12 protein-coding genes are annotated in these 23167 nt (G+C 49.8%); 11 read left to right on the top strand and 1 reads right to left on the bottom strand.

Annotation, left to right across the window (positions count from 1 at the left end; all coding sequences use genetic code 11):
• Nucleotides 1-267 precede the first annotated feature (267 nt).
• Both BMW71_RS04680 and BMW71_RS04675 read left to right on the top strand, forming a co-directional pair.
• A complete protein-coding gene (locus BMW71_RS04680; protein ID WP_092170034.1) occupies nucleotides 268-1059 on the top strand; it encodes a glycerophosphodiester phosphodiesterase in 792 nt (263 codons plus the stop codon).
• A 275-nt stretch (nucleotides 1060-1334) separates the two neighbouring features.
• Complete coding sequence (locus tag BMW71_RS04675) at nucleotides 1335-3617, top strand: FAD-dependent oxidoreductase (RefSeq protein WP_092170031.1); 2283 nt, start codon at nucleotides 1335-1337, stop codon at nucleotides 3615-3617.
• Nucleotides 3618-3770: 153 nt separating this feature from the next.
• On the opposite strand, the gene BMW71_RS04670 is transcribed toward BMW71_RS04675, so the two are convergent.
• On the bottom strand, nucleotides 3771-4784 hold the full coding sequence (locus tag BMW71_RS04670; RefSeq protein WP_092170029.1) for a LacI family DNA-binding transcriptional regulator: 1014 nt from the start codon (nucleotides 4782-4784) through the stop codon (nucleotides 3771-3773).
• Between the two features lie 285 nt (nucleotides 4785-5069).
• Between BMW71_RS04670 and BMW71_RS04665 the strand changes: the two genes are divergently transcribed.
• The 9 genes from BMW71_RS04665 (at nucleotide 5070) to BMW71_RS04625 (ending at nucleotide 23138) form a co-directional block, all read left to right on the top strand.
• Entirely contained in the window at nucleotides 5070-8120 is a 3051-nt protein-coding gene (locus tag BMW71_RS04665; protein ID WP_092170026.1) for a SusC/RagA family TonB-linked outer membrane protein, read from the top strand.
• A gap of 13 nt (nucleotides 8121-8133) precedes the next feature.
• The gene (locus tag BMW71_RS04660; protein WP_092170024.1) at nucleotides 8134-9822 is read left to right on the top strand and encodes a RagB/SusD family nutrient uptake outer membrane protein; all 1689 of its coding nucleotides are present in this window, start codon (nucleotides 8134-8136) and stop codon (nucleotides 9820-9822) included.
• Nucleotides 9823-9955: 133 nt separating this feature from the next.
• Complete coding sequence (locus BMW71_RS04655) at nucleotides 9956-11344, top strand: sulfatase-like hydrolase/transferase (RefSeq protein WP_092170021.1); 1389 nt, start codon at nucleotides 9956-9958, stop codon at nucleotides 11342-11344.
• Nucleotides 11345-11385: 41 nt separating this feature from the next.
• Nucleotides 11386-13863: a hypothetical protein gene (locus BMW71_RS04650; protein WP_177179571.1), complete on the top strand. Its 2478-nt coding sequence runs from the start codon at nucleotides 11386-11388 to the stop codon at nucleotides 13861-13863.
• Nucleotides 13864-13889: 26 nt separating this feature from the next.
• On the top strand, nucleotides 13890-15008 hold the full coding sequence (locus BMW71_RS04645; protein ID WP_092170016.1) for a hypothetical protein: 1119 nt from the start codon (nucleotides 13890-13892) through the stop codon (nucleotides 15006-15008).
• Between the two features lie 11 nt (nucleotides 15009-15019).
• Complete coding sequence (locus BMW71_RS04640) at nucleotides 15020-16843, top strand: FAD-dependent oxidoreductase (RefSeq protein ID WP_092170013.1); 1824 nt, start codon at nucleotides 15020-15022, stop codon at nucleotides 16841-16843.
• Nucleotides 16844-16847: 4 nt separating this feature from the next.
• Nucleotides 16848-18539, top strand: a complete 1692-nt coding sequence (locus BMW71_RS04635) for a sodium:solute symporter family protein (protein ID WP_092170010.1) — start codon at nucleotides 16848-16850, stop codon at nucleotides 18537-18539.
• 4 nt (nucleotides 18540-18543) lie between these two features.
• Nucleotides 18544-20823, top strand: a complete 2280-nt coding sequence (locus tag BMW71_RS04630) for an FAD-dependent oxidoreductase (protein WP_092170008.1) — start codon at nucleotides 18544-18546, stop codon at nucleotides 20821-20823.
• 11 nt (nucleotides 20824-20834) lie between these two features.
• Nucleotides 20835-23138, top strand: coding sequence for a discoidin domain-containing protein (locus BMW71_RS04625; protein WP_092170005.1), 2304 nt, complete (start codon nucleotides 20835-20837; stop codon nucleotides 23136-23138).
• The last annotated feature ends 29 nt before the right edge of the window (nucleotides 23139-23167 follow it).

Below are 23167 nucleotides of genomic sequence, written 5' to 3'. Positions count from 1 at the left end.
TGGCTAATTACCCAAATGCCCGTGTAGCATTGACAACCGGTTTGGCTTCTTTTACCGGAAAATAGCAGGGGTATTTCTTACCTATCAACAATTGTTTAATTTATGCTAATTTTACATATCTCCTAAAACCCGCAAACCGTCAGGTTTATCGTGATATTCAAACAACAACCAATTTTGAGGATGAAACCTGACAGGTTTTTATCCTCTATGGTCTGTTGATTGATGGGTTAGGTGCAGATTTAAGGTGTTTCCTACAAAACAAAACGTATGGACCGAATAACATGGCTACTCTTATTCCTCCTCCTTGGATTTTCCATTTCCCCTCTTTTGGCCCAGGAAACCGGTTTTGCTCCCTACCAACTTATTGCCCACCGGGGAGGGGTGGTCAACGATACCCTGCCTGAAAACAGCCTGGCCGCCCTGGAGGAAGCCATAAAAAGAGGCTACGATCGGGTGGAAGTGGATGTCAGGCTGACGAAAGACAGCGTGCTCATCAGCCATCACGACAAGGATTTTCAGCGCTATTATGGGGTGAATCGGGAGGTTTCTGATATGACCTGGGAGGAAATCCAATCCCTGACCGGAAAGCAGGGACAAGGGGTGTTGCGCTTGTCCACCCTATTGGCGCATTGTCAGGGCCGCATTCAGGTAATGATTGATAATAAAATCTCCGGGTTTAATGAGGACCTGTTTGATTCGCTGATAGCCCTGTTGGATCGGTACGATCTTCGGTCAGAAGCCTTGCTGATCGGTACGGAAGCATCCACGGAGTATTTCACCGGAAAAATCAAGCTTAGCTGCAGCATGGATCAACTGAAGGAAAACCGGAATCGTGCCGATTTCAACCCGGACCATTACTACCTGTTTTCCACGGCTATTTCCCCGCAGGAGTTCGAATGGGCCACTGAACAGGGTTTTCTGGTGGTAGCCGCCGTGAATGCCTGGGTGTTTGAAAGCGGCAGGATCCGGGAGCCGGCAGAAACGGTCGTCGAAAACCTAAAACGGGCCGGGGTTCGTACCTTTCAAATCGATTCCGTTTACGAGCCGTTTTTCAGGTAGGGTTGCCAATTCTGTTTTGTCCCATTCATCCAGCCGCTAGTTACTTTTTCCCTTTACTTCGGAACATTACGGTACTACAAATTATTGAAAAAGGGTAAAACCTGTTAGGTTTTATCTATGCAAAGATTGTATTGGGTTGAAGGTCTACAAAAACCTGACAGGTTTGCGGATTTTCGGAATCATACGAATCAAACTTTTTTCCCAAATAGGAAATTCGAATTGCATCGGGTTATGTACCTTGCGAGAAAGTATTATTATCCATAAAATCTTTCTCTATGCTTATTGAAGCTCCTTTTTCCGGGAATAGATCCCTAACCTCCCAAACCCTTTCTGCCGACCTGGTGGTCGTTGGTGGCGGAATGGCGGGCATTTGTGCCGCCATCACAGCTGCCCGGCAGGGTATGGAAGTGGTCCTGGTACAGGACCGCCCGGTGCTGGGGGGAAACGCCTCTTCCGAGATTCGGCTTTGGATTTTGGGTGCCACTTCCAGCATGGGCAATAACAACCGCTGGGCCAGGGAGGGGGGTGTCATCGATGAGATTCTTCTGGAAAACCAATACCGCAATCCCGAGGGAAATGCCCTGATTTTGGATACGGTGCTACTGGAAAAAGTAACCCAGGAGCCAAACATTACCCTATTGCTGAACACCGCCGTCCAGTCCTGTGAAAAAGCGGGCGGCAGCCGAATCGCCAAAGTGCTGGCTTTTTGCAGCCAAAATAGCACCCAGTACCGGCTGGAGGCCCCCTTGTTTGTGGACGCTTCGGGAGATGGCATCCTCGGATTTTTGTCCGGGGCCGCCTTTCGCATCGGAGCGGAATCCCGGGAAGAATTTGACGAAGCCTTTGCTCCGGAAAAGGCCTATGGGGAGCTGCTGGGCCATTCCCTGTATTTCCACAGCAAGGACACGGGTAAGCCGGTGCAGTTCATTCCTCCGGCATTTGCCAACACCGACCTGGCCAGCCTGCCCCGTTTCCATACCTTTAACCTGTACGACAGGGGTTGCCGCTTGTGGTGGGTGGAATACGGGGGCCGATTGGACACCATACACGCCACCGAAACTATCAAATGGGAGCTTTGGCGCATCATCTATGGAATCTGGCACCATATCAAAAATTCCGGAGACTACCCCGAGATGGAAACGCATACCCTGGAATGGGTGGGCATGATTCCTGGCAAACGGGAAAGCCGGCGTTTTGAGGGGGATTACATGCTTTCCCAGCGGGATGTGGTGGAGCAGCTTAGGCATACAGATATGGTTTCCTACGGAGGCTGGGCCCTGGACCTGCATCCGGCGGATGGCATCTACGGGGAGTTGCCCGGCTGTACCCAATGGCATGCCAAAGGAGTATACGGCATTCCCTACCGTTGTCTTTATAGCAGAAATATCGACAACCTGTTTTTGGCAGGCAGGATCATCAGTGCCAGCCATGTGGCCTTTGGTTCCTCAAGGGTGATGGCCACTTGCGCCCACAATGCCCAGGCCGTGGGAATGGCTGCCGCCCTTTGCAGAGAACAGCACCTTTTACCCCGGGAGCTGATGGAAGACGCGCTGATGGATAATTTGCAGCAGCGCCTGATGGGCATGGGCCAATACCTGCCGGGTATGCATTTGCGGGATACCGACAATCGGGTCAAAACGGCTTCTTTATCTGTTTCTTCTACTTTTAGTTTGCAGCAGTTACCTGCAGATGCCGGATGGAAAGACCTGGACAGCAGCACCGCGCAAATGCTTCCACTGGAAGCAGGCCGGATTCCGGTTTTAACCTTTGAGGTGAAGGCAAAAAAAGCTACCCATCTGGTCCTTCGCTTATGGGGCAGTAGTCTGCCGGGCAACTTTACCCCGGACAGGCAATTGGTGGAAAAGGAGTTTGCGGTTTCCAAAGGGGTACAAGAACTGACAGTGGATTTTGGTTTGCTACTGGATGCATCTGCGTACTACTTTGTAGCTTTTGCCGCAAATCCCTTTGTTCAGGTCGCCATCAGTGAGCTTAGGCTCACCGGCTTGCTGACGGTTTTTAACCGGGTCAATCTGGACGTAGCCAAAGGCAGCCGGCAGGAACCTCCGGAAGGTCTGGGTGTGGATGCCTTTGATTTTTGGTTGCCGGAACGGCGGCCGGGAGGGCATAACCTGGCTATTGGCTGCACGCCGGCAGTAAACCTGTACCGCTCGGAATTTCTGTTGAACGGGATGTTTCGGCCAACCGCCCAAACCAATGCCTGGGTAGCGGATCCAACGGATCCCGAACCGACCCTTACTTTTTCCTGGCCCGTGCAGCAGGAAATCAGGAAAATTTTGCTTTGGTTTGATACCGATTTTGACCATCCTTTGGAATCCACGCTAAGGGGCCATGACGAGCGGGTGATGCCTTTTTGTGTGCGGGAGTTTCGGCTGCTCGATGAGCGGGGCAACCTGCTTTATCAGGAAAAAAACAATCACCAAAGCCGGTATGAGATTGTATTTGAGTCGCCTGTAAAGACAAAAAAGCTGGTCCTTCGGCTCGAACATCCGGGAAGGGAGGTACCCGCCGGATTGTTTGGCGTAGGGATTTATTCCTGAAGGAAGTACAGTAGCCTGGGTTGATTTAAAATGTTACCGCAGTAAAATCCCTCTTTTTCCCTCCGCCGTGGCGGAGAGCATTGGAGATTTTAACGGTAACACCAACCAAAAATGAAATAAATACGCGACGGGTTTAATCAAGCAGTAAAAAAATCAAGTACTTTCCCGGACGATCAGCCTGGACTTGATGACCTCATGTCTTTTCTTATGAGCTTCCCCGGAGCAGGCGATCTCCTCCAGCAGTACCCGGGCGGCCATTTCCCCCATTTCGAAAGAGGGTTGGGCCATGGTGGTAATGGCCGGACTGATGAATCGACTGGTTTCATCGTTTCCAAATCCGGCAATGGACAATTGCTGCGGAACCTGAATGCCCAATTGGTGGGACGCATGCATGGCCCCAATAGCCAGAATATCCGCAAAACAAACGAGTCCATCCGGTTTGTCGGCATTGGCCCATAACTGTTGCAAGGCATCACCGGCAAGGTCAAAGGTAAAATCTTCCAGGGTAATGATCAGATGTTGTGTTACCTGTAATCCAGCTGCAATTAAAGCCTTTTGGTAGCCTTTCAGCCTGTCCTGGCAGACGCCCAGGGCAAGCGGGCCTCCGATATAGGCAATGTTTTTTCTTCCCCTTTCTATCAAATGGTTGGTTAGGGTAAAGGCTCCGTTTTCATCGTCGGTTTTGATTTTTGAGGTTCCCAGATTGGCACAGGCTCGTTCATAAAGCACCACCGGCACCTCTCTATCGATTACATGTTGCACATGATCAAAAGTCCAAGTTTCCTTTGAAAAAGAGATGATAATGCCATCTACCTTACTATTGGCCAGTGTTTCCACAATTTCCACTTCTTTTTTATAGGATTCGCCGGATTGGAAAATCATCACTTTATAGCCTTCCTGATAGGCCATGTTTTCGATACCTGAAATGGAATTGGACCAGAAATAGCGGTTGATGGTCGGAACGACCACGCCGATGATTTTGGTTTTCTTGCTGCTCAAGCTACTGGCCAGCAGGTTGGGGTGGTAATCCATGGATTTGGCCATGGCCAGTACGGCCTCTTTGGTTTCCTTTTTTATTTCCGAGGAATTCCGCAGTGCCCGGGATACCGTAGCAATCGAAATGTGAAGCTTTTCGGCAATGTCTTTGATGGTGGTGGGTTTTTTCATAAGGGTCAAAGATTACTGAAATCAGCACAAACATAAGGCCATGTTCCAAAGGTACTACTGAATAATGAGTATCAGACGCAAGAGAAATACAATTTGTTAACAAAAGACCCGATTTTTTATATTTTTAATAAATGTAAACGTTTTCGATAACGTTTACAATATAATAATTCTATTAATATTGATTTTTAACTTTTTTATAGCGTAAATTCCTATTATTATTGGAATAATATTCTGTTAAACTATTATTTTAATTAATAATATTATGAAACCTAAAATCAACCAAAAATGAAAACAAAATTACTATTATGTTTGGGGCTACTCTTTATGGGAGGAGTGGGCCTGGCATTTGGACAATCGGTCCAGGTAAGTGGTACTGTTTTGGATGAATCCGATCAGCCACTTCCGGGAGCCAGTATACTGGTCAAAGGTACCAGTACAGGAACGGTCACGGATATTGATGGTGAATATCAAATTAATGTGCCCAATCAGGATGCTACCCTGGTATTTTCATTTCTGGGGTATATTACTCAGGAGGTGTCATTAAATAACAGGCAGGTAATAGATGTGAGCCTGCAGTCGGATATGTCCGAATTGGGCGAAGTAGTGGTCGTAGGGTACGGTACCCAAAAGAAAAGTGACCTTACGGGAGCGGTGTCCACCATTGGAGGAAGAGATTTAGCAGATCGGCGTACCCCTAATGTTTCCCAGGCCTTGCAAGGTCAGGTATCAGGTGTCATGGTGACCCGAAACAACAATGCGCCTGGTTCCTCTGCCAATATCCGGATTAGGGGCGTTACCACCATCGGGGATAGCAATCCGTTGATTATCATGGATGGCGTGCCGGTTAATAGCATTGACCATATCAACCCAAATGACATCGAAAGTATTTCTGTGCTGAAGGACGCGGCATCAGCCTCCATATACGGTTCCCGGGCAGCAGCTGGAGTGATTCTGGTTACCACCAAACGGGCAAAAAAGGGAGAGTTGAGTCTGAATTATAACTTTGAATATGGAACGGAAGTACCCACCAGAATTCCGGAATATGTGGATGTGGTGAGGTATATGGAAATTGTCAATGAATTGCGATGGAATGACAATGGAAATGATGGCAACGAATACCCCCTGTATCCTCAGGATATGGTGGAAAACTACATGGAACTGAATGCTTCCAATCCTGATTTGTACCCCAATACCGATTGGGTGGGCTTGATTTTGAAAAGTAATGCCCCCAGGCAACGGCATGCGTTGGACATTTCAGGTGGGAGTGAAGCCATCCGGACCAAAGCTTCCATCGTTTATGATAAATTTGATGCTTTATACGAAGGAAGGACATTTGAAAGGGTTACGGCCAGAGTCAATACCGATGGAAATATTACCGATAGGTTAGGGTTTACTGCTGATATATTTTTAAGGAGGGAGATACTCAACCAGCCCAGCATCGACCCCATTTATTACATGAATATTTCTGCCCCTGTATATGCTGCCGAATGGCAGGACGGAAGAGTGGCTGAAGGCAAAACCGGAGCCAATATTTACGGGCAATTGAAGTATGGCGGATTCAGGCAAAACTGGGAAAACCAGGTCGGAGGTCGCCTGGGCCTCAATTATGAGGTAATGGAGGGATTGAAGATTTCCGCCATTGCTTCTCCCAATTTTGGCTTTAATAAAGGTAAGAATTTTCAAAAAAGGGTCACCTATACTGCCTGGGATGATCCAGCGGCAACCCTAGGTACCCTGCAATGGGCCAATTCAACTAACTTGAGTGAGTCACGAAACGATAATTATAATTTGACAACCCAGTTGTTGGTAAATTATGACAAGGCGTTTGGCAAACACAACTTGAGTTTGATGGGAGGAAACGAAAGTTTCCAGGCATTTTCTGAAAATCTGGGAGCATCCCGGGACCAGTTTCTATTGGACAACTACCCTTACCTGAATTTGGGGCCGTTGGAATTCCGCGGGAACAGCGGAAGTGCATTCGAAAATGCTTACAATTCTTGGTTTGGAAGAGTTAATTACAATTACGATGGAAAATACTTTATTCAAGGTAACCTGAGGTACGACGCGTCGTCCCGTTTTGGCAGGGACTATCGTTGGGGATCGTTTCCCTCCTTTTCTGCTGGATGGGTCCTTTCCGAGGAATCTTTTTTGCAGAATGTGGGAGGTCTTTCCTTCTTGAAAATCCGGGGCTCCTACGGTACGCTGGGCAATGAGCGGATTGGAAATTACCCCTATCAATCTACCATTGGCTTCAGTAATGTCCTCTTTCACCAGGGTACCAATGTGGTATCCTCCCAGTCAGCGGCCCAATGGCAATACGCGATTCCAGATATTTCCTGGGAAAAAACTTCTTCCTATAATATTGGAGTGGATGCCAATTTCCTGAATTACCGACTGAGTGTTTCCGGTGAGTATTTTAAAAAGACCACCCGTGATATGTTACTGCCCCTGGAAATTCCAGACTATATAGGCTTTGATAACCCGGAGCAGAATACCGGTGAAATGTATACCGAGGGCTGGGAACTCGATATGGGCTGGGCTGACGATATCAACGAGCTGAGTTATTCCGTAAATTTCAATCTGTCAGATTTCCGTTCCGTGATGGGTGATCTTGGAGGCATACAGTTCCTGGGAAATCAGGTTAGGATGGAAGGCTCCGAGTTTGACGAATGGTATGGATATGTCTCTGATGGACTGTACCAGAGTCAGGAAGAAGTGAATAATTCTGCCGTAATGAATGCAAATGTACGTCCCGGGGATGTGAAATATGTGGACATCAGCGGTCCCAATGGTGAACCGGATGGGAGGATCTCCCCGGAGTACGACCGGGTATTACTCGGCGGTAGCATGCCAAGATTCCTGTATGGTGGCAATATCCGCCTGGACTATAAAAACGTTGATTTTGGTGTGGTTATTCAAGGGGTAGGCAAACAAAATTCGCGACTTTCCGGACTGATGGTACAACCCATCATGGAAAATTGGGGCCATGTTCCGAAAATTCTGGACGGCGAATTCTGGAGTACTTACAACACGGATCAGGAAAACAGGGAAGTGAGTTATCCGAGACTTTCCAGGAACAGCGATGGCAATAATTTTGCCATGTCCGATTTCTGGTTGATCAACGGTGCCTACTTCAGACTTAAGAACATCTCCCTGGGATATACCCTGCCCAGACCTGTGGTAGAACGATTGGGTATGCAAAACATCAGGGTTTACACCAATGCTTCGGATGTTTGGACGGTCAACAGCTACCCTCCAGGTTGGGATCCGGAAGTTTCGGCAAGTGGATATCCGATTACCACTTCCTTTTTAATGGGTGTTTCTGTACAATTCTAAATTAAAGTCAGTCATGAAATTAAAATCAATCATATATACTGGATTATTATTGGGCGGGGTATCCTGTGCTGAATTGGATTTGAATCCGCTTTCAGAAGGATCGAGTGAGGCCTGGTATTCCAATGAGACAGAGGTAGAAATGTCTGTTAATGACCTGTTCAGAATGGTTTTTTGGCCCGGATACAGCGATTCCTGGACGGATGATTACACCAACAGGGAAGCGCTTACTCCGGTTACCAATGCCACTATCAATGGGGAATGGGGAACGGTAAACTCTATCTGGAGCAATACCTACAAGGTTATTGCCAGGTCCAATACCATTCTTTTAAACCTGGATAAGATTGAAGGCACTGTCCCGGAACAAACCCTTGATAAATTTGCGGGCAATGCCCATTTTGTGCGAGCAGCCAAATATGGAGAGTTGGTTTTCCTATACGGGGATGTGGTCCATTCCACTACTATCCTGGATCTGGATGAAGCCTTTACCATGTCCAGAACCGATAAAAACACGGTAATAGAAGCTGTGTACGAAGATTTCGACCGGGCTGCTGAATTATTGCCGGAAACCTATGGGTCTTCAGAAAATAAACTGGCCACCAAAGGGGCTGCTTATGCGCTCAAAGCCCGCTTTGCCCTGCAAATGGGAGATTACGGTATTGCCAGAGATGCCGCAAAGGCTTGTATGGACCTGGAGATATACGAACTCTATCCGGATTATTCGGAGTTATTCCTGACCAGTACAAGAAATCCCCAGGAAGTAATCTTTGCCATGCCCAGATCCCGGGCCTTGAATGTTACCTGGGGAGTAAGAAATTACCTTCCGAGAAACAGAGGCGGCTGGGGTGGTGCCGTAGCTCCCTCGTGGGACCTGTTCCATGCCTATTTGTGCACAGATGGTTTACCCATAGACGAATCACCCCTTTATGATCCTCAAAACCCATTTGCCAACAGGGATCCTCGCTGTGCAGCCACCATTGTTCCCTTTGGATCCCGACACCTTGGTTTTTCCTATCAGCCTCATCCGGATTCTACCATGGTGATGAACTTCAATACAGGGAGCATGCAGACGAATAATGATACCCGTTCGGTTGCTCAGTTTGCCTCATTCAATGGACTACTCATGAAAAAAGGAGTAGATGAAGAATGGCTCCCCAATTTCCAGGCGGAGAACGATGAGATTTTAATGCGCTATGCAGACGTGTTGCTGATGTATGCCGAGGCTAAAATAGAACTGGGCGAAATAGATCCCAGCGTACACGAGGCCATGAACGCGGTCCGCGCCCGCGCTTACGGTGTGGACCCTGCTCAAACCGATGCGTATCCTGCCATAACTACAACAGATCAGGTAGCTTTACGAACTCTTTTGAGAACCGAAAGAAGGATGGAGTTTGGTTTTGAAGGGATCCGTTACAGCGATATAATCCGATGGGAGATTGCAGAAAAAGTCTTAAATAGGGATATATATGGCATGCTGGATGTAGAAGAACTGAAGCAGAAAGTAGTGGACCAGGATCTTTGGTTTTTCCCCATGACTCCGGAAATTGATGAAGATGGGGTCGCAGACCTTTCCCCCATGTATGAAGCAGGATTGGTAAAAAGACTGGCTATCAGAAGGTTTGAAGCACCTAAGCAGTACCTCTGGCCTATTCCTTCCAAGGAGATATTGATCAACGCCAATCTGGACCAAAACCCGGGATACTAATTTTCGAGTCTTCCTGTTAACAATTCTCTCATTTGGGCCGCTTTTAGGTCCGGATGAGAGAATTTGTACCCTTTCCGGATATTGGTGTTTTCCCTTTACTTTCCAGGACGGTGATCCGTTTTTGCGATAGATTATGAAAAATGTATTTTCCTTACCCATATTATATCTTTGCTTCACCTCCTTGGCTTTGGGTTATCAGCATCGCGGTGCTGGCGGAGAGAAGCCTAATTTTATATTTATTTATTCGGACGATCAGCGCTACGATGCATTGGGTGCCAATGAAAATCCCGTTATAAACACCCCAGAGTTGGATCTGTTGGCCCGTCAGGGTATTCAATTTACGAATGCCAATGTTGTATTTGCATTATGCAGTCCCAGCCGGGCGGCATTTCTTACAGGTAGGTATGGAAGCTCCAATGGTGTATTGGAATTGGGAAGTGATTTAAAGCCGGGAGAAAAAACGATAGCACAATACCTGAAGGAGGAGGGCTACCTTACCGGAATGTCAGGAAAATGGCATATTGGCAAAAAGCCCTCGGAAACAGGATTTGATTTTTCGGTATTCTTTACAGGAAACGGTGATTACTTCAACAGGTTGATTTATGATGAAGGAAAAGCCATTACACCTGAAATTCACTGTGATCAGTACTGTGCAAGCCGCTCGGTGGACTTTTTAAAAGCTGCCGCAGCGAGCGATAAACCCTTTTTCCTATTCCATAACACCCAATTGCCTCACATGAATGGTGATTTGATTTGGGATGCCAAAGAAAAAACAAAGGCTCAATACAGGCTTGAAAATATGCCAGTGGCTAACAGTCGCCTGGATGATCTTGCCGATAAGCCTGAATACCTTCAAACGGTTAGAAATTTAACCCAGGCCAGAAGTTATGGTTATCCAAATGCGGACTCGATTAAGTGTCATACCAGGGATTACTATGCGGTGATTACGGAAATGGATCATTTTTTATCCGAACTTTTTGAGTCCATAGAAACGCTATGCCTTCGAGACAATACCTATATTTTTTTTATGAGTGATAACGGATGGATGCTGGGAGAACATGGTTTTACGAGTAAAGTTTTACCTTACCGGCCTTCCACCCACGTACCTTTTTTTGTGCTAGGGCCAGAACTAGCTCCAGGTGTTAACCAGGAATTGGTCCTCAATATTGACATGGCCCCAACGATTCTGGAGCTTGCTGGAATTGACATTCCTCCGTCCATTCATGGTCGCAGTCTGGTGCCCATTTTAAGAGGAGAGCGTAATGATTGGCGGGACGGATTTGTATACGAAGGATTGGGCACCTACGGAGGTGCAAAACCCAATTTAGCATTCATCACAAACCGATATAGATACATAGAAACTTATAATGATAGTTTGTTGAATACGATAAATCACATTGAGTTGTATGACCAGCAGAAAGATCCGGATGAAATTGATAATTTGGCGAAAAATCACAAGTTTAAGCCAGTGATTCAAAATGCCCAACAAAAAATACGGGCACATAAGTTATTAAATAATTAGTTAAATAAGAAATGATTCATTAACTTAATAAAGAGATGACAATGAAAAAATGGATGGTATTCATGGCTTTGGTAAGCCTACTTCTCTCTGGATGTAATAGGGCAGACGATACGCCTGAATCGGAGGTACCTCGTTCCATCAGCGGCATCTATCCCCACCTGGCCTATTACAACGAGGAAGGTGAATGTGGCACCGGTGCCGTAGTCCCCTGGGCGGATAAGCTTTGGGTGGTGACCTATGGTCCCCATTTCCCCTTCGGCTCATCGGATAAACTCTATGCGATCAATCCGGATCTGAGTTTTACCACCCGGGAAGAAAGCATTGGCGGAACCCCGGCGAATCGGATGATCCACAGGGAAAGCGAGCAATTGTTTATTGGTCCCTATGCCATTGATAAGTCAGGAGAGGTTCGGACCATTTCCTATGAAACCATGCCTGGAAGACATACCGGGAATGCCCGGCATCTGACAGATCCGGCCAATATGATTTATTACGGTACCATGGAGGAGGGTTTTTACGAAGTGGATGTGCACAGCCTGGAGACCAAGACCTTATACGTCGACGGGAATGTAACCCGCAAAGAAGGAGAGATGGCGCAGGAAGCGGAATTGCTGCTGGGAGCCCATGGGAAAGGTCTGTATTCCGGACAGGGGGTAATGGTCTACTCAAATAACGGAGAGACCGGTCAGGAAGCCCTTAAGGATTTTTCTATAGAAGCTGGAGCCCTGTACGAATGGGATGGCGCCGATTGGCACCTGATCAGACGAAATCAATTTGTGGAAGTGACGGGACCGGGGGGAATTTATGGTAACCCAAATCCGGATACCGACCCGATTTGGGCCACCGGATGGGATCACAAATCGGTAATCCTTGGGGTACGGGACGCAGATGAAGGTTGGGAGTTTTTTCGACTTCCCAAAGCCAGCCACAGTTACGACGGTGCCCATGGCTGGAATACCGAATGGCCCCGCATCCGGGATGTGGGTACGGAGGAAGCACCGGATTACCTGATGACCATGCATGGCATGTTTTGGAAATTTCCGGAGACCTTCCAGAAGGGCCAGACTGCCGGTATCCGGCCCCGATCGGCCTACTTGAAGGTCATCGGCGATTTTACACGCTGGCAGGACGGATTGGTTTTCGGCTGCGATGATTCCGCTCAGCGCGAGTTCCTCAACAAGCGCAGTGCAAAAGGAAACATCGAAGGCCCCGGTCAATCCAACTCCAACCTTTGGTTTACAGCTATGGATATGCCGGATAAGTTGGGTCCCACCACCGCCAATGGCGCCATTTGGCTCGATGAAGAAGTAGCGGCGAATGTCCCTTCCGAACCCATGTTGTTTTCGGGCTGGCAGGAGAAAAATGTATGGCTGCAAAACCAGGGTGACAAGGCAGTAACTTTCACCCTTGAAATTGATAGGTCAGGTAAGGGAGAATGGGAAGAACTGGAACAAGTTTCCTTGGACAGAGCTGAAAGTAGTTGGCTTTCCTTCGATCAGGATGCGAAAGGGGAATGGATCCGGGTCCAAAGCGATGTAGCAACCCGGGCCACCGTGCATGTTTCTTTTTCCAATCCGGAAAACCGATCGGCCTATCAAGAGAATATTTTTCAAGGGATTCGTTCCATTGAGGAAGATGAATTTATGGGCGGACTGTTGTACGGATTAGGCGATAACCGACGGAAACTGGGCATTGCTGCGAGGCGTTATCAGGGAGAAAGCACCGAAAATGCCGGTTATTATGAAATGGACGAGAAGCTTCAATTGGTCCGGGTAGACAATCCCGAAACCGAGGCCTTTATCAACAAGGGCTTTGCCATTCCCAAAAATGTATTCGAGGTGGATGCAGCATCCGTGCTGATAACCGACGACCGGGGCAGAAGGTGGCGGCTACCGAAAGGAGACGAAGCGTTTACGGAGCCCTCGCTGGAAGGCAAGCTGCGCATTGCCCGCGAAGTAGCTACCGAACGGGACCTGTTCAATTGCCACGGGACATTCTATGAGTTGCCGGCCGAAAATGCCGACGGATTTGCGAAGATCCGCCCCGTCGCTTCCCATACATTGCGCATCAACGATTACGCTTCCTATAGGGGCATGCTGCTGCTTACCGGTGCGAACCCGGAGGCAGCCGAAACCAACGAACACATCATTGTATCGGAGGACGGTGAACTTGCCGTTTGGGCCGGAGTGATCGATGACCTGTGGAAATTGGGCAAACCAGTAGGAAAAGGAGGCCCCTGGGCCCAAAGCCCCGTTAAATCGGGGGTTCCATCCGACCCGTATTTGTTTGCTTTCTATGACCGGCGAGAATTGGCGCTTAACCACAATGCCCCCGAACCGGTCACCTTTACCATACAATTTGAACCCATTGGCCACGGCCCCTGGATGGATTGGAAGCAGGTGCAGGTTTCGCCCGGAGAGACCTATCGGGAAACCTTCCCGGACGAACTGGAAGCCCGCTGGATCCGGCTGGTGGCGGACAAAAACTGCGAGGCGACTGCCCAGCTTAGCTACGAATAAATGACAGGAAACCGATAAACAAACCCATGATTGACCCCTATTCGAAAATAATACCCCTTGGTATCGTACTGCTGATTTGCCTGGGAGCGGTATTGCCTCTCCCTGCAGATTTGGGTGACGGCACGCGTCGCCTGATCGGGCAGGTAGAGACCGATTCGATCCGGTACGAGCTGTTTGTGATCGAAAACACCGATGGGTTGGCTCAGGAGTACATGGCCGAGCTTTTCACACCGGTATGCCATACCAATAAGTGTTATCCGGTGTACATCAATCTTTTTTGGGACCTGTTGGGGAATTTTGATCGTTTTGAGATGCCGGAGGGAGAAATACTGACCAAGCTGGACCATGTTCCCTTCGAAGAGAAGGATTATGAAAAATTGCAGGCAATTCTGGCCAACGAACGCTCCATTCTGGGGGATTATTCCATCACGGATTTGGTAGTGAGTACGGAGACGGTCGGCAGCAATAATGGGGTGGATGCCGTCACAGGGGCTACCTCCAAAACCATCCAGAGCGAAGTTATCTCAGGGGCGGTATATTCCTGTTACACGCTCTGGCACCTGGCGCATGGACCCCTGACCGAAGAAACAAAAGCGCATACGGTAGCCAACCACACCGATGAAACCCTGCTGCGGTTTTTACAGAGCGAGCATTATCCCTACCAATACTGGGCGTTGGAACGCATACAAGCGCAGGGGAAAGAAAACGAGCAGCCCTTCGCAGCAGCCCTGCTGGAACAGCTTCGGGGTAAAAATATTTTCCTCGCCCGGCACATGCTGGAGGTCCTGCCAGAAAGCCTGTTTGCCAGTGAGGCCAGGCAACAATGGCTCTGGGAGACCTACCAACAAAGCCCTTACCGCATGCAAATGGACATTCTGGATCGGCTTCGGACACTGTCCCTGCGTTCCGCGTTGGTGACGCAGTTGCTGCAGGAGCTGGAGGCAAGTAACCCCGCACAGCAGCGAGCGATTCTTTCCGTACTGGAAAAGCAAGCCGCATTAAGCAAGGAACAGCAGGATTTGGCCTTATCTTACCTGCAGCAAGGGAAATGGGAGGAGCCGCTGCTCCGCTTACTAGCTAGCCAATCCAATCCCGCTGCAGCGACAAAGAAAGCATTGAAGAAGTATACCGAAACAAACCAGTAAATAACCAAACCATGAAACGAATATATTTAACCCTCGCGCTGCTAGTCGGGCTGGCGCTTTTCACACAGGCACAAAACCGGGTACTGGTAGAGGCCGAATCATTTGACAACATCGGAGGCTGGGTGATCGACCAACAGTCCTTTGATGTGCTGTATTCCTCCTACCTGATGGCCCACGGAATGGGGAGGCCGGTGGAGAATGCCACCACCACGGTTGATTTCAGCAGTGCAGGCGAATACCATGTCTGGGTACGGACCAAGGATTGGGCACCGTTTCCTACGGGACCGGGAGCATTTACTCTCGCCATCAATGGAGCGCCTTTACAGACCACCTTTGGGGTGAGTGGCATGGCCGAATGGGACTGGTATTACGGGGGAACCGTTCAGATGGATGCCGGAGAAAACAGCCTGGAAGTGGAGGATCTTACCGGGTTCAACGGACGCTTTGATGCAATTTATTTTTCCACCGACAAAGACGACGCCCCGACCAACGACAACGAAGCCCTGCTTGCTTTTCGCAAGGAATTGCTGAACCTGACCGACGGTCCGGAAGACGTGGGGAAGTTTGACCTGGTGGTGGTAGGTGGGGGCATGGCCGGCACCTGCGCGGCCATATCCGGTGCCCGCATGGGGTTAAAAGTGGCACTAATTCAAAACCGTCCCGTATTGGGAGGGAACAACAGCTCGGAAATTCGTGTGCACCTAATGGGCCGCGTAGATCAAAATCACTATCCCAAGCTCGGAAGGATTGTTCGGGAACTGGACAACGGCGATCCGGGAAACGGAAATCCGGATGCTGCCCGGTATGGGGACGAGCGCAAGTTGCAGATCGTGCGATCCGAACCCAATATTTCCCTTCACCTGAATACACACGTGTACGAGGTGGAAATGGAGGACAATACGATCAAAGCAGTAATTGGCCGGGATATCGCCACCAATCAGGAATACCGGTTTGAAGGAGTCTACTTTTCGGACTGCACCGGAGATGGCACTTTGGGTTTTCTGGCGGGAGCCGAATACCGCATGGGCCGGGAAAGTCGTGAACAAACCGGCGAGTCCCTGGCCCCGGAAAATCCGGATGACTTCACTTTGGGTACCTCCAACCTCTGGGCTTCCCTGGAGCGGGAAGCGCCTTCTGACTTCCCCGAGACGCCCTGGGCCATCCAGTTTTCCGACGAGTACCACATAGACGACCACAAGGCCGATTGGCAGTGGGAGACCGGTTTTGGAAATTTCCATACCATCTACGAAGCCGAACAGATCCGTGATCATAATTTGCGGGCGATTTACGGCAACTGGTCCTACCTGAAAAACGAGAAAGCCGACAAATACAGCCATCATGAATTGGCTTGGGTGGCTTATATTGGAGGGAAGCGGGAGTCCCGGCGATTGATGGGCGACCATGTACTGACCCAAATGGATATTCAGGACGGTATCATGTATCCCGATGGCAGCGTGACCGCTACCTGGACGATCGACCTGCACTTTCCCGATGCTAAAAACTCCCAGTATTTCAAGGGGGAGGAATTCTTTGCTGCGACCAAACACATCAAAGTGCAGCCCTACACCATTCCCTACCGCTGCCTGTACTCACGAAACATCGACAACTTATACATGGCCGGCAGGAATATCAGCACCACCCATGTGGCTTTTGGTAGTACCCGGGTGATGCGTACCTGTGGGATGATGGGAGAGGCCGTGGGCTATGCGGCATTTGTGGCCAGGAAAAACAATGCCAGCCCCAGGGAAGTATACACCATGCACCTGAACGAATTTATGGACATCATCGAATCGCCAGTCACCATTTACAACCTACCAACCTTGCCCCAAAACTAATTGAATGGAACTACTTGATTTTTTGACAATAGGTGTATTTACGGGGATTATTTTGATTGCCGGTTTGTCCTTTGGAAATCAAGGCGCCGACATGAAATCGTTTTTTGCAGCAGGAGGGGCAGTGCCCTGGTCCATCAGTGGGCTGTCCCTCTTTATGAGCTTTTTCTCGGCGGGCACTTTTGTAGTTTGGGGCTCCATCGCCTACGAATGGGGCTGGGTGGCCATCACCATACAGATGGCCATGTGCATCAGCGGATTTTTGATCGGCATGTTTCTGGCAGCTCGTTGGAAACGTACCAATGCGCTAACGGTGGCAGCCTACCTGACCCAACGGTTTGGTAAAAATACGCAGCGCTACTACACCTTTCTATTTCTGGTGCTATCCCTGGGGTATACCGGGGCTTTTTTGTATCCGGTAGCAAAGATTCTGAACGTGGTCACCGGGTTCAATATCTACTATTCCATCTTGCTGCTTGGGGGCTTAATCATGGTATATACCGCGGTCGGGGGATTGTGGGCGGTGGTGGTCACTGACGTGTTGCAATTTGTTGTGTTGACGGCGGCGGTGCTAATCGTTTTGCCGCTGTCCCTGGAGACCGTAGGGGGCTGGGGCAGGTTCGTTCAGGAGGCACCGGAAAAATTCTTTCACCTGTTCAACGATACCTACACGCCCGGGTTTATTCTCGCATTTATCGGTTACAATACCATTTTTATCGGTGGAAACTGGGCCTATGTGCAGCGGTACACGGCAGTCAAAGACGAGGCTGCCGCCAGGAAGGTAGGGTTTCTTTTTGGAGGCCTTTACCTGATCAGTCCGCTGATTTGGATGCTGCCGCCCATGATTTACCGGGTCATCAATCCCGGACTGACGGGTTTGGAGACGGAAGGAGCCTACCTGATGATGTGCATGAACGTTTTGCCTGCAGGGATGTTGGGTTTGATGCTGGGCGGGATGATTTTTGCCACGGCCAGTTCGGTCAACACCTCGCTAAACCTGGCTGCTGCCGTCCTGACGAACGATGTATACCGGCCCTTGTTCCCGGCAGCCGGCAATCGTCGTTTGATGCAAGTAGCGCGGGTAGCTACCCTGCTGTTTGGCCTGGGTACGATTGGGGTGGCTTTTATGGTCCCCATGGCTGGAGGTATTGTGGAGGTGGTGCTGAGCATAGGCGCCATTACGGGCGGCGCCTTGTATGCCCCGGCGATATGGGGCCTGTTTTCCAAAAAATTAGCGGGCAGGCATATTTTGTTCGTTACCGGGATCAGCCTGCTGATCAATGTGTATTTCAAATTTATTTCCCCGGGGTTGTTTTCATTTTCCCTGGACCGCAGCAGTGAAATGTTAGTAGGTGTTTTTCTACCCCTTCTGTTGCTTGGCCTCGTGGAAACGTACGTACGGCAGCGTCGGAGCAGCTTGCTTCCGGTAGCAGAGGTGGTGCAAGAATCGATGCTTACAGCCGAACAAGCGGCCCTTTCGGCTGCCTCGGGTGAACGGCAGAATACCTATGGGATACAGGTATTGGGCTGGGCATTTATGAGTATGGGACTATTGTTTGTTTCCCTGGGAATGCTGGCCGGATCGGCTCGTTTCTACCTGTTTTTTCTGGGGGTTCTGATTGTCCTGTTAGGAGTTGGCCTGGTTCGGTTGTCCAAAAAAAGAAGAGAAGCAAAAAATCAATTAGTTGTCAAGAAGTGAGTCAATGAAAAAGGAAGCGTTTAGTAGTAGAAAGAGAAGTTTCAAACGGGAGGAATGCCAGGCCGACCTGGTGATCATCGGAGGCGGTATGGCCGGTACCTGCTGTGCCATTACGGCAGCCAGGCAGGGCTTGCAGGTCGTGTTGGTTCAGGACCGACCGGTTCTGGGCGGGAACGGATCGTCTGAGATCCGACTCTGGATCCTGGGTGCAACCTCTCATATGGGTAATAACAACCGTTGGGCCAGGGAAGGAGGCGTTATCGACGAGATTCTCCTGGAGAATTTATACCGCAATCCGGAAGGCAATCCGCTGATTTTGGATACCATTTTAATTGAAATGGTAAGCAACGAACCCGGCATCCGACTGCTATTGAATACGGCCATGTACGACCTGGTAAAAAGTAGTCCGGACACCATCGAATCGGCATTGGCTTTTTGCAGCCAGAACGCTACGGAATACCTGTTGAAAGCTCCCTTGTTTGTGGATGCATCCGGCGACGGCTCCATGGCTTTTTTGGCCGGAGCGGCCTTTCGGATTGGGGCCGAATCGGCGGATGAATTTGACGAGCCATTTGCACCGGATGATACCTACGGGGAACTGCTGGGACACAGCCTGTATTTTTACAGTAAGGATACCGGTAAGCCCGTACGCTTTGTTCCTCCTTCGTATGCCAATCGGGAAATCGCAAAACTACCCCGCTTTAAATCCTTTAACCTCAAGGACCATGGCTGCCGGCTATGGTGGGTGGAGTACGGAGGAAGGAAGGATACCGTTCATGAGTCCGAAACGATCAAATGGGAACTTTGGCGCGTAATCTACGGTATTTGGGATCACCTCAAAAATTCCGGGGAGTTTCCCGAGATGGCTACCCATACGCTCGAATGGGTGGGTACCATCCCGGGAAAACGGGAAAGCCGCCGCTTTGAGGGCGACTACATGTTGTCGCAAAAAGACCTGGTCCAGCAGCGCCAATTTGAGGATGCGGTTTCTTTTGGGGGCTGGGCCCTGGACTTACATCCGGCAGATGGCGTATACGGCGATCTTCCCGGCTGTACCCAATGGCATACCAAGGGAGTGTACCAGATTCCTTACCGGATCATGTACAGCCGAAACCTGAAGAACCTGTTCCTTGCAGGAAGAATCGTCAGCAGTAGCCACGTGGCTTTTGGTTCTACCCGTGTGATGGCTACCGGTGCACACAACGCACAGGCTGTTGCCATGGCTGCGGTTTTGTGCCAGGAAAGCAAGCTGCTTCCTGCCGATCTTCTTGTGCCTTCACGGATGAAAATTTTGCAAAACCGCCTGATTCGGTCAGGGCAATACATCCCTGGATTGCGCTTGTCGGATGAAGCGGAACTGGCCCGACAGGCGACGTTGCTGCCGTCTTCTACCTATCGGTTGCAGGGGCTTCCCATGGACGGGCCCTGGAAGTCGTTGGAGTTTGCCATGGCACAGTTGCTTCCCCTTACAGAGGGGGAGGTGCCGGGCATTCGTGTACGGCTGAAGAGCTCGAAAGCCACCCAACTCCGAGTTTCGTTAATGGGAAGCAAACGGAAGGGAAACTTTACGCCAGAGCTTATTTTAGCGGAAAAAGAATTCGAAATTGCTTCTGGTGAATCAACATTACTAATTGATTTTGAGTGTACTATAAAAAATTCAGAATATTATTTTGTTGCCTTTTCTGCGAATGATTTAGTACAGATCAAGACTTCAAATACGCGATTGACGGGTCTTTTGAGTGTTTTTCAGAAATTTAATAAAGCCGTGGCTACCAGCAGCCGGCAGGAGCCTCCGGAGGGTATTGGGATGGATTCCTTTGACTTTTGGCTGCCCGAACGTCGGCCCGATGGACACAATCTGGGATTTGAACTCGACCGTTCCGTACAGATGTTTAGCGCGGAAAATTTATGCAATGGTATTTTTCGACCAACTAGCCAGACCAATGCCTGGGCTGCCGCCCTCGATGATACTGAACCTTCTATTGAATTAAGATGGGATAGTGAACAGAAAATCAAAGAAATAAAGTTGTTCTTTGATTCGGATTACGACCATGCGCTGGAGTCTACCCTAATGGGCCATCCCGAACACGTGGTTCCTTTTTGTGTGCAGCGTTTTTCCATTTCGGACCACCAAGGGAATCGGCTGGCCCAGGTTCGCGACAACCATCAGTCCTGTTTTACTCTTCGCTTCGACGAAGCGGTTACCACCCAATCCCTAAAAATCACGCTGGAACATCCCTCTGCTACCACGCCGGCTGCGTTGTTTGGCATCGTGTGTTATTAACTACCTAAAAAATGAAAACATCCCATTTATTCCTTTTTGTCTTTGGGCCGCTACTTTGTTTGGCGGCATGTTTACATCCCGTACAGGCGCAGCGAAATCTATCCCTCAGCGGGCGGGTTTCCAGCAGTTCGGAAACACCAAACCACGCCGCTACGCTGGCACTGGACAACGATGTGCAGACGTATTGGGAAAGTGGCGCAGGTGAACGTCCCTGGATCGCGATTCGGCTGCCGGGCGCGACGGAGATCACGGGTTTTAAACTCAGCTTTTATCCAGATGGGCCGCCTGCCGAAGGCTTCGATTTTCAGTACTTGCTAAATGGAGAATGGCGGACCTTTCACCAAACCACCGGTAATGAGGCGGAAGAGGTCTCGATTGCTTTTGAGAAAGAATTGCTGACCGACCGGGTGCGCCTCATTGCGACGGAAAGCCGGTCTCTCCGCATTGCCGAACTGGCGCTGTGGGGGCAGCAATACGTGGACGAGGGTGCAGGAGAAGTTATGCCCCTGCTGGTAAATCAAAGTGGGTACAACCTTCACCGGCCAAAGCGCTTTACCGCTGCGGGTATGGCAGATGGTACCTCTTTTGTGATTTTGGAAAAAGGGACTGGCCGGGAAGTTTTTTCTGGCAGGATCGCCGGAGAAAAAGGTGATTTTTCCGACTTTAACCCGGAGTCAAATCAGGAATTTTTGGTCGCCTCTGGGGATAAGAGATCTTTCCCATTTCGGATCGGGCCCTACTGGCTGGAGCGGGTGAGTTACCGGGGCATGTTGGATTTCATGATGGGGGCGAGGCATTACGTGGGAAACGTATCCGAAAAAAGGATCCTGTCTTTTGCCTGGCGGGACGGAGATTTTTTCAACTGGTCCATGCAAAGCTTGGTCGCCTTGTACGCGGCCAATCCAGCCGCCTTTGAGCGCATGGAGGTAACCGGCACCTACCGGGCCAATGACTCGTTTCCGGAAGATTACCGGGGACTGTGGGGAGTATTGGAGCCCTTTTCGGAACGCACACCGGATATCGTGCAATTGATTCATTGGGATGCCGATGTGAAGGTATCCCAGCAGTTGGACCACGAGATGCAAAAAGCCGAACTTGCCCATTTCCTTTATGCCTGGCCATTTCTGTCGCGCTGGCTTCCCCGCCAAAACTTCGACCGGGTGTATGCCTATGCCCGTTCGGTATGGACGAAGGCAAGCGTATCTCCTCACGCCACTTCCCGATACGACCTAAGTCCCGAACACGATTTGCTCGCACGCAAAACCCAGTTGGGCAGTACCAAAGGGGAAATGCCTCCGGGCTTTTCCGTGATACCAAATTTGATGATGTACGAAGTTGGAAAGAGGGAGGGAGATCCTCAGGCAGAAACCTATTTTGATGCTGCTTACCGTCAATTGGAGTGGATGATCGCCCATTTGGATTGGGAGGACCCGATGACGACCAAGGGGCAGCGGATGTCTGAGCACCTCACCATGCGGGCCTTTGCCTTTTTTGCGCAGCAATACCCGGACCGGCATCCACCGGGTTTGAAAGCGAAGGTGGAAGAATGGGCAGCATGGATGGTGCAACGATCCGACAACCTATGGGATTTTCGGAAATATGCAGAAGACGAATGGACCCCGCCGGGGTGGAACGAAACGGGCAATATTCTGGGCTTCCCTGCGGCTATCTTTGCGGCCAATACCATTTTAGGAAAGGACCACAATCTGGCTCCCCGGCTCGAAGAAATTGCCTGGGCGCATGTTGAGAATGCCTTTGGCAGAAATCCTACAGGCAGGCATTTCTCCTTCAAGGGACCCGAGGAAGTAGAGGGCGTGGACCTGGGCTGGTACAGTCGGCACAAAGGAGGGATCGGGCTGTTGGACGAACTTCCCTTTGTCTTTGACGGTTCCCCGAAGAATTTCCATTACCCCAATCAGCCCGAAGCGGGTGACCTGGGCTGGACAGAAGGCTGGGTTCAGTTCAATACGGCTTTCAACACGAGTATGGCCTATCTGGCCAATTACTATACCCACCTAACCTATAGCGAAAACGAATCAGGTGATCTACTGATTCATTTGGAGGCCCCGCTCAATTTCTATCCCGATCAAAAGGAACCGGTTGCGGTACAGCTGGCCCTACCGTCTGGAGAGAGCATGGCGGTTACCTTGCAGGAAACCTCCCCCTTTTCCCTGGTACTGGAAGGGATCGTGGAAAAAAACCAATCCGAGCTTAGGTCTGGAGGGCAGGTGCTTCCCATAGGGGACCATTCGCAGGTAAAAGTTAGTTATGGGCACGGGTTTTTCGAAAAAAGTGTTTGGATCCCGGTAAAATAATCTAGTGGGAGGGGTACTCACGTGTTTTC

The sequence above is a fragment of the Cyclobacterium xiamenense genome, assembly GCF_900109255.1.
Classification (GTDB): Bacteria; Bacteroidota; Bacteroidia; order Cytophagales; family Cyclobacteriaceae; genus Cyclobacterium; species Cyclobacterium xiamenense.
Note: the sequence above shows the minus strand (reverse complement) of the source record. Positions and strands in the feature narration are given on the sequence as shown.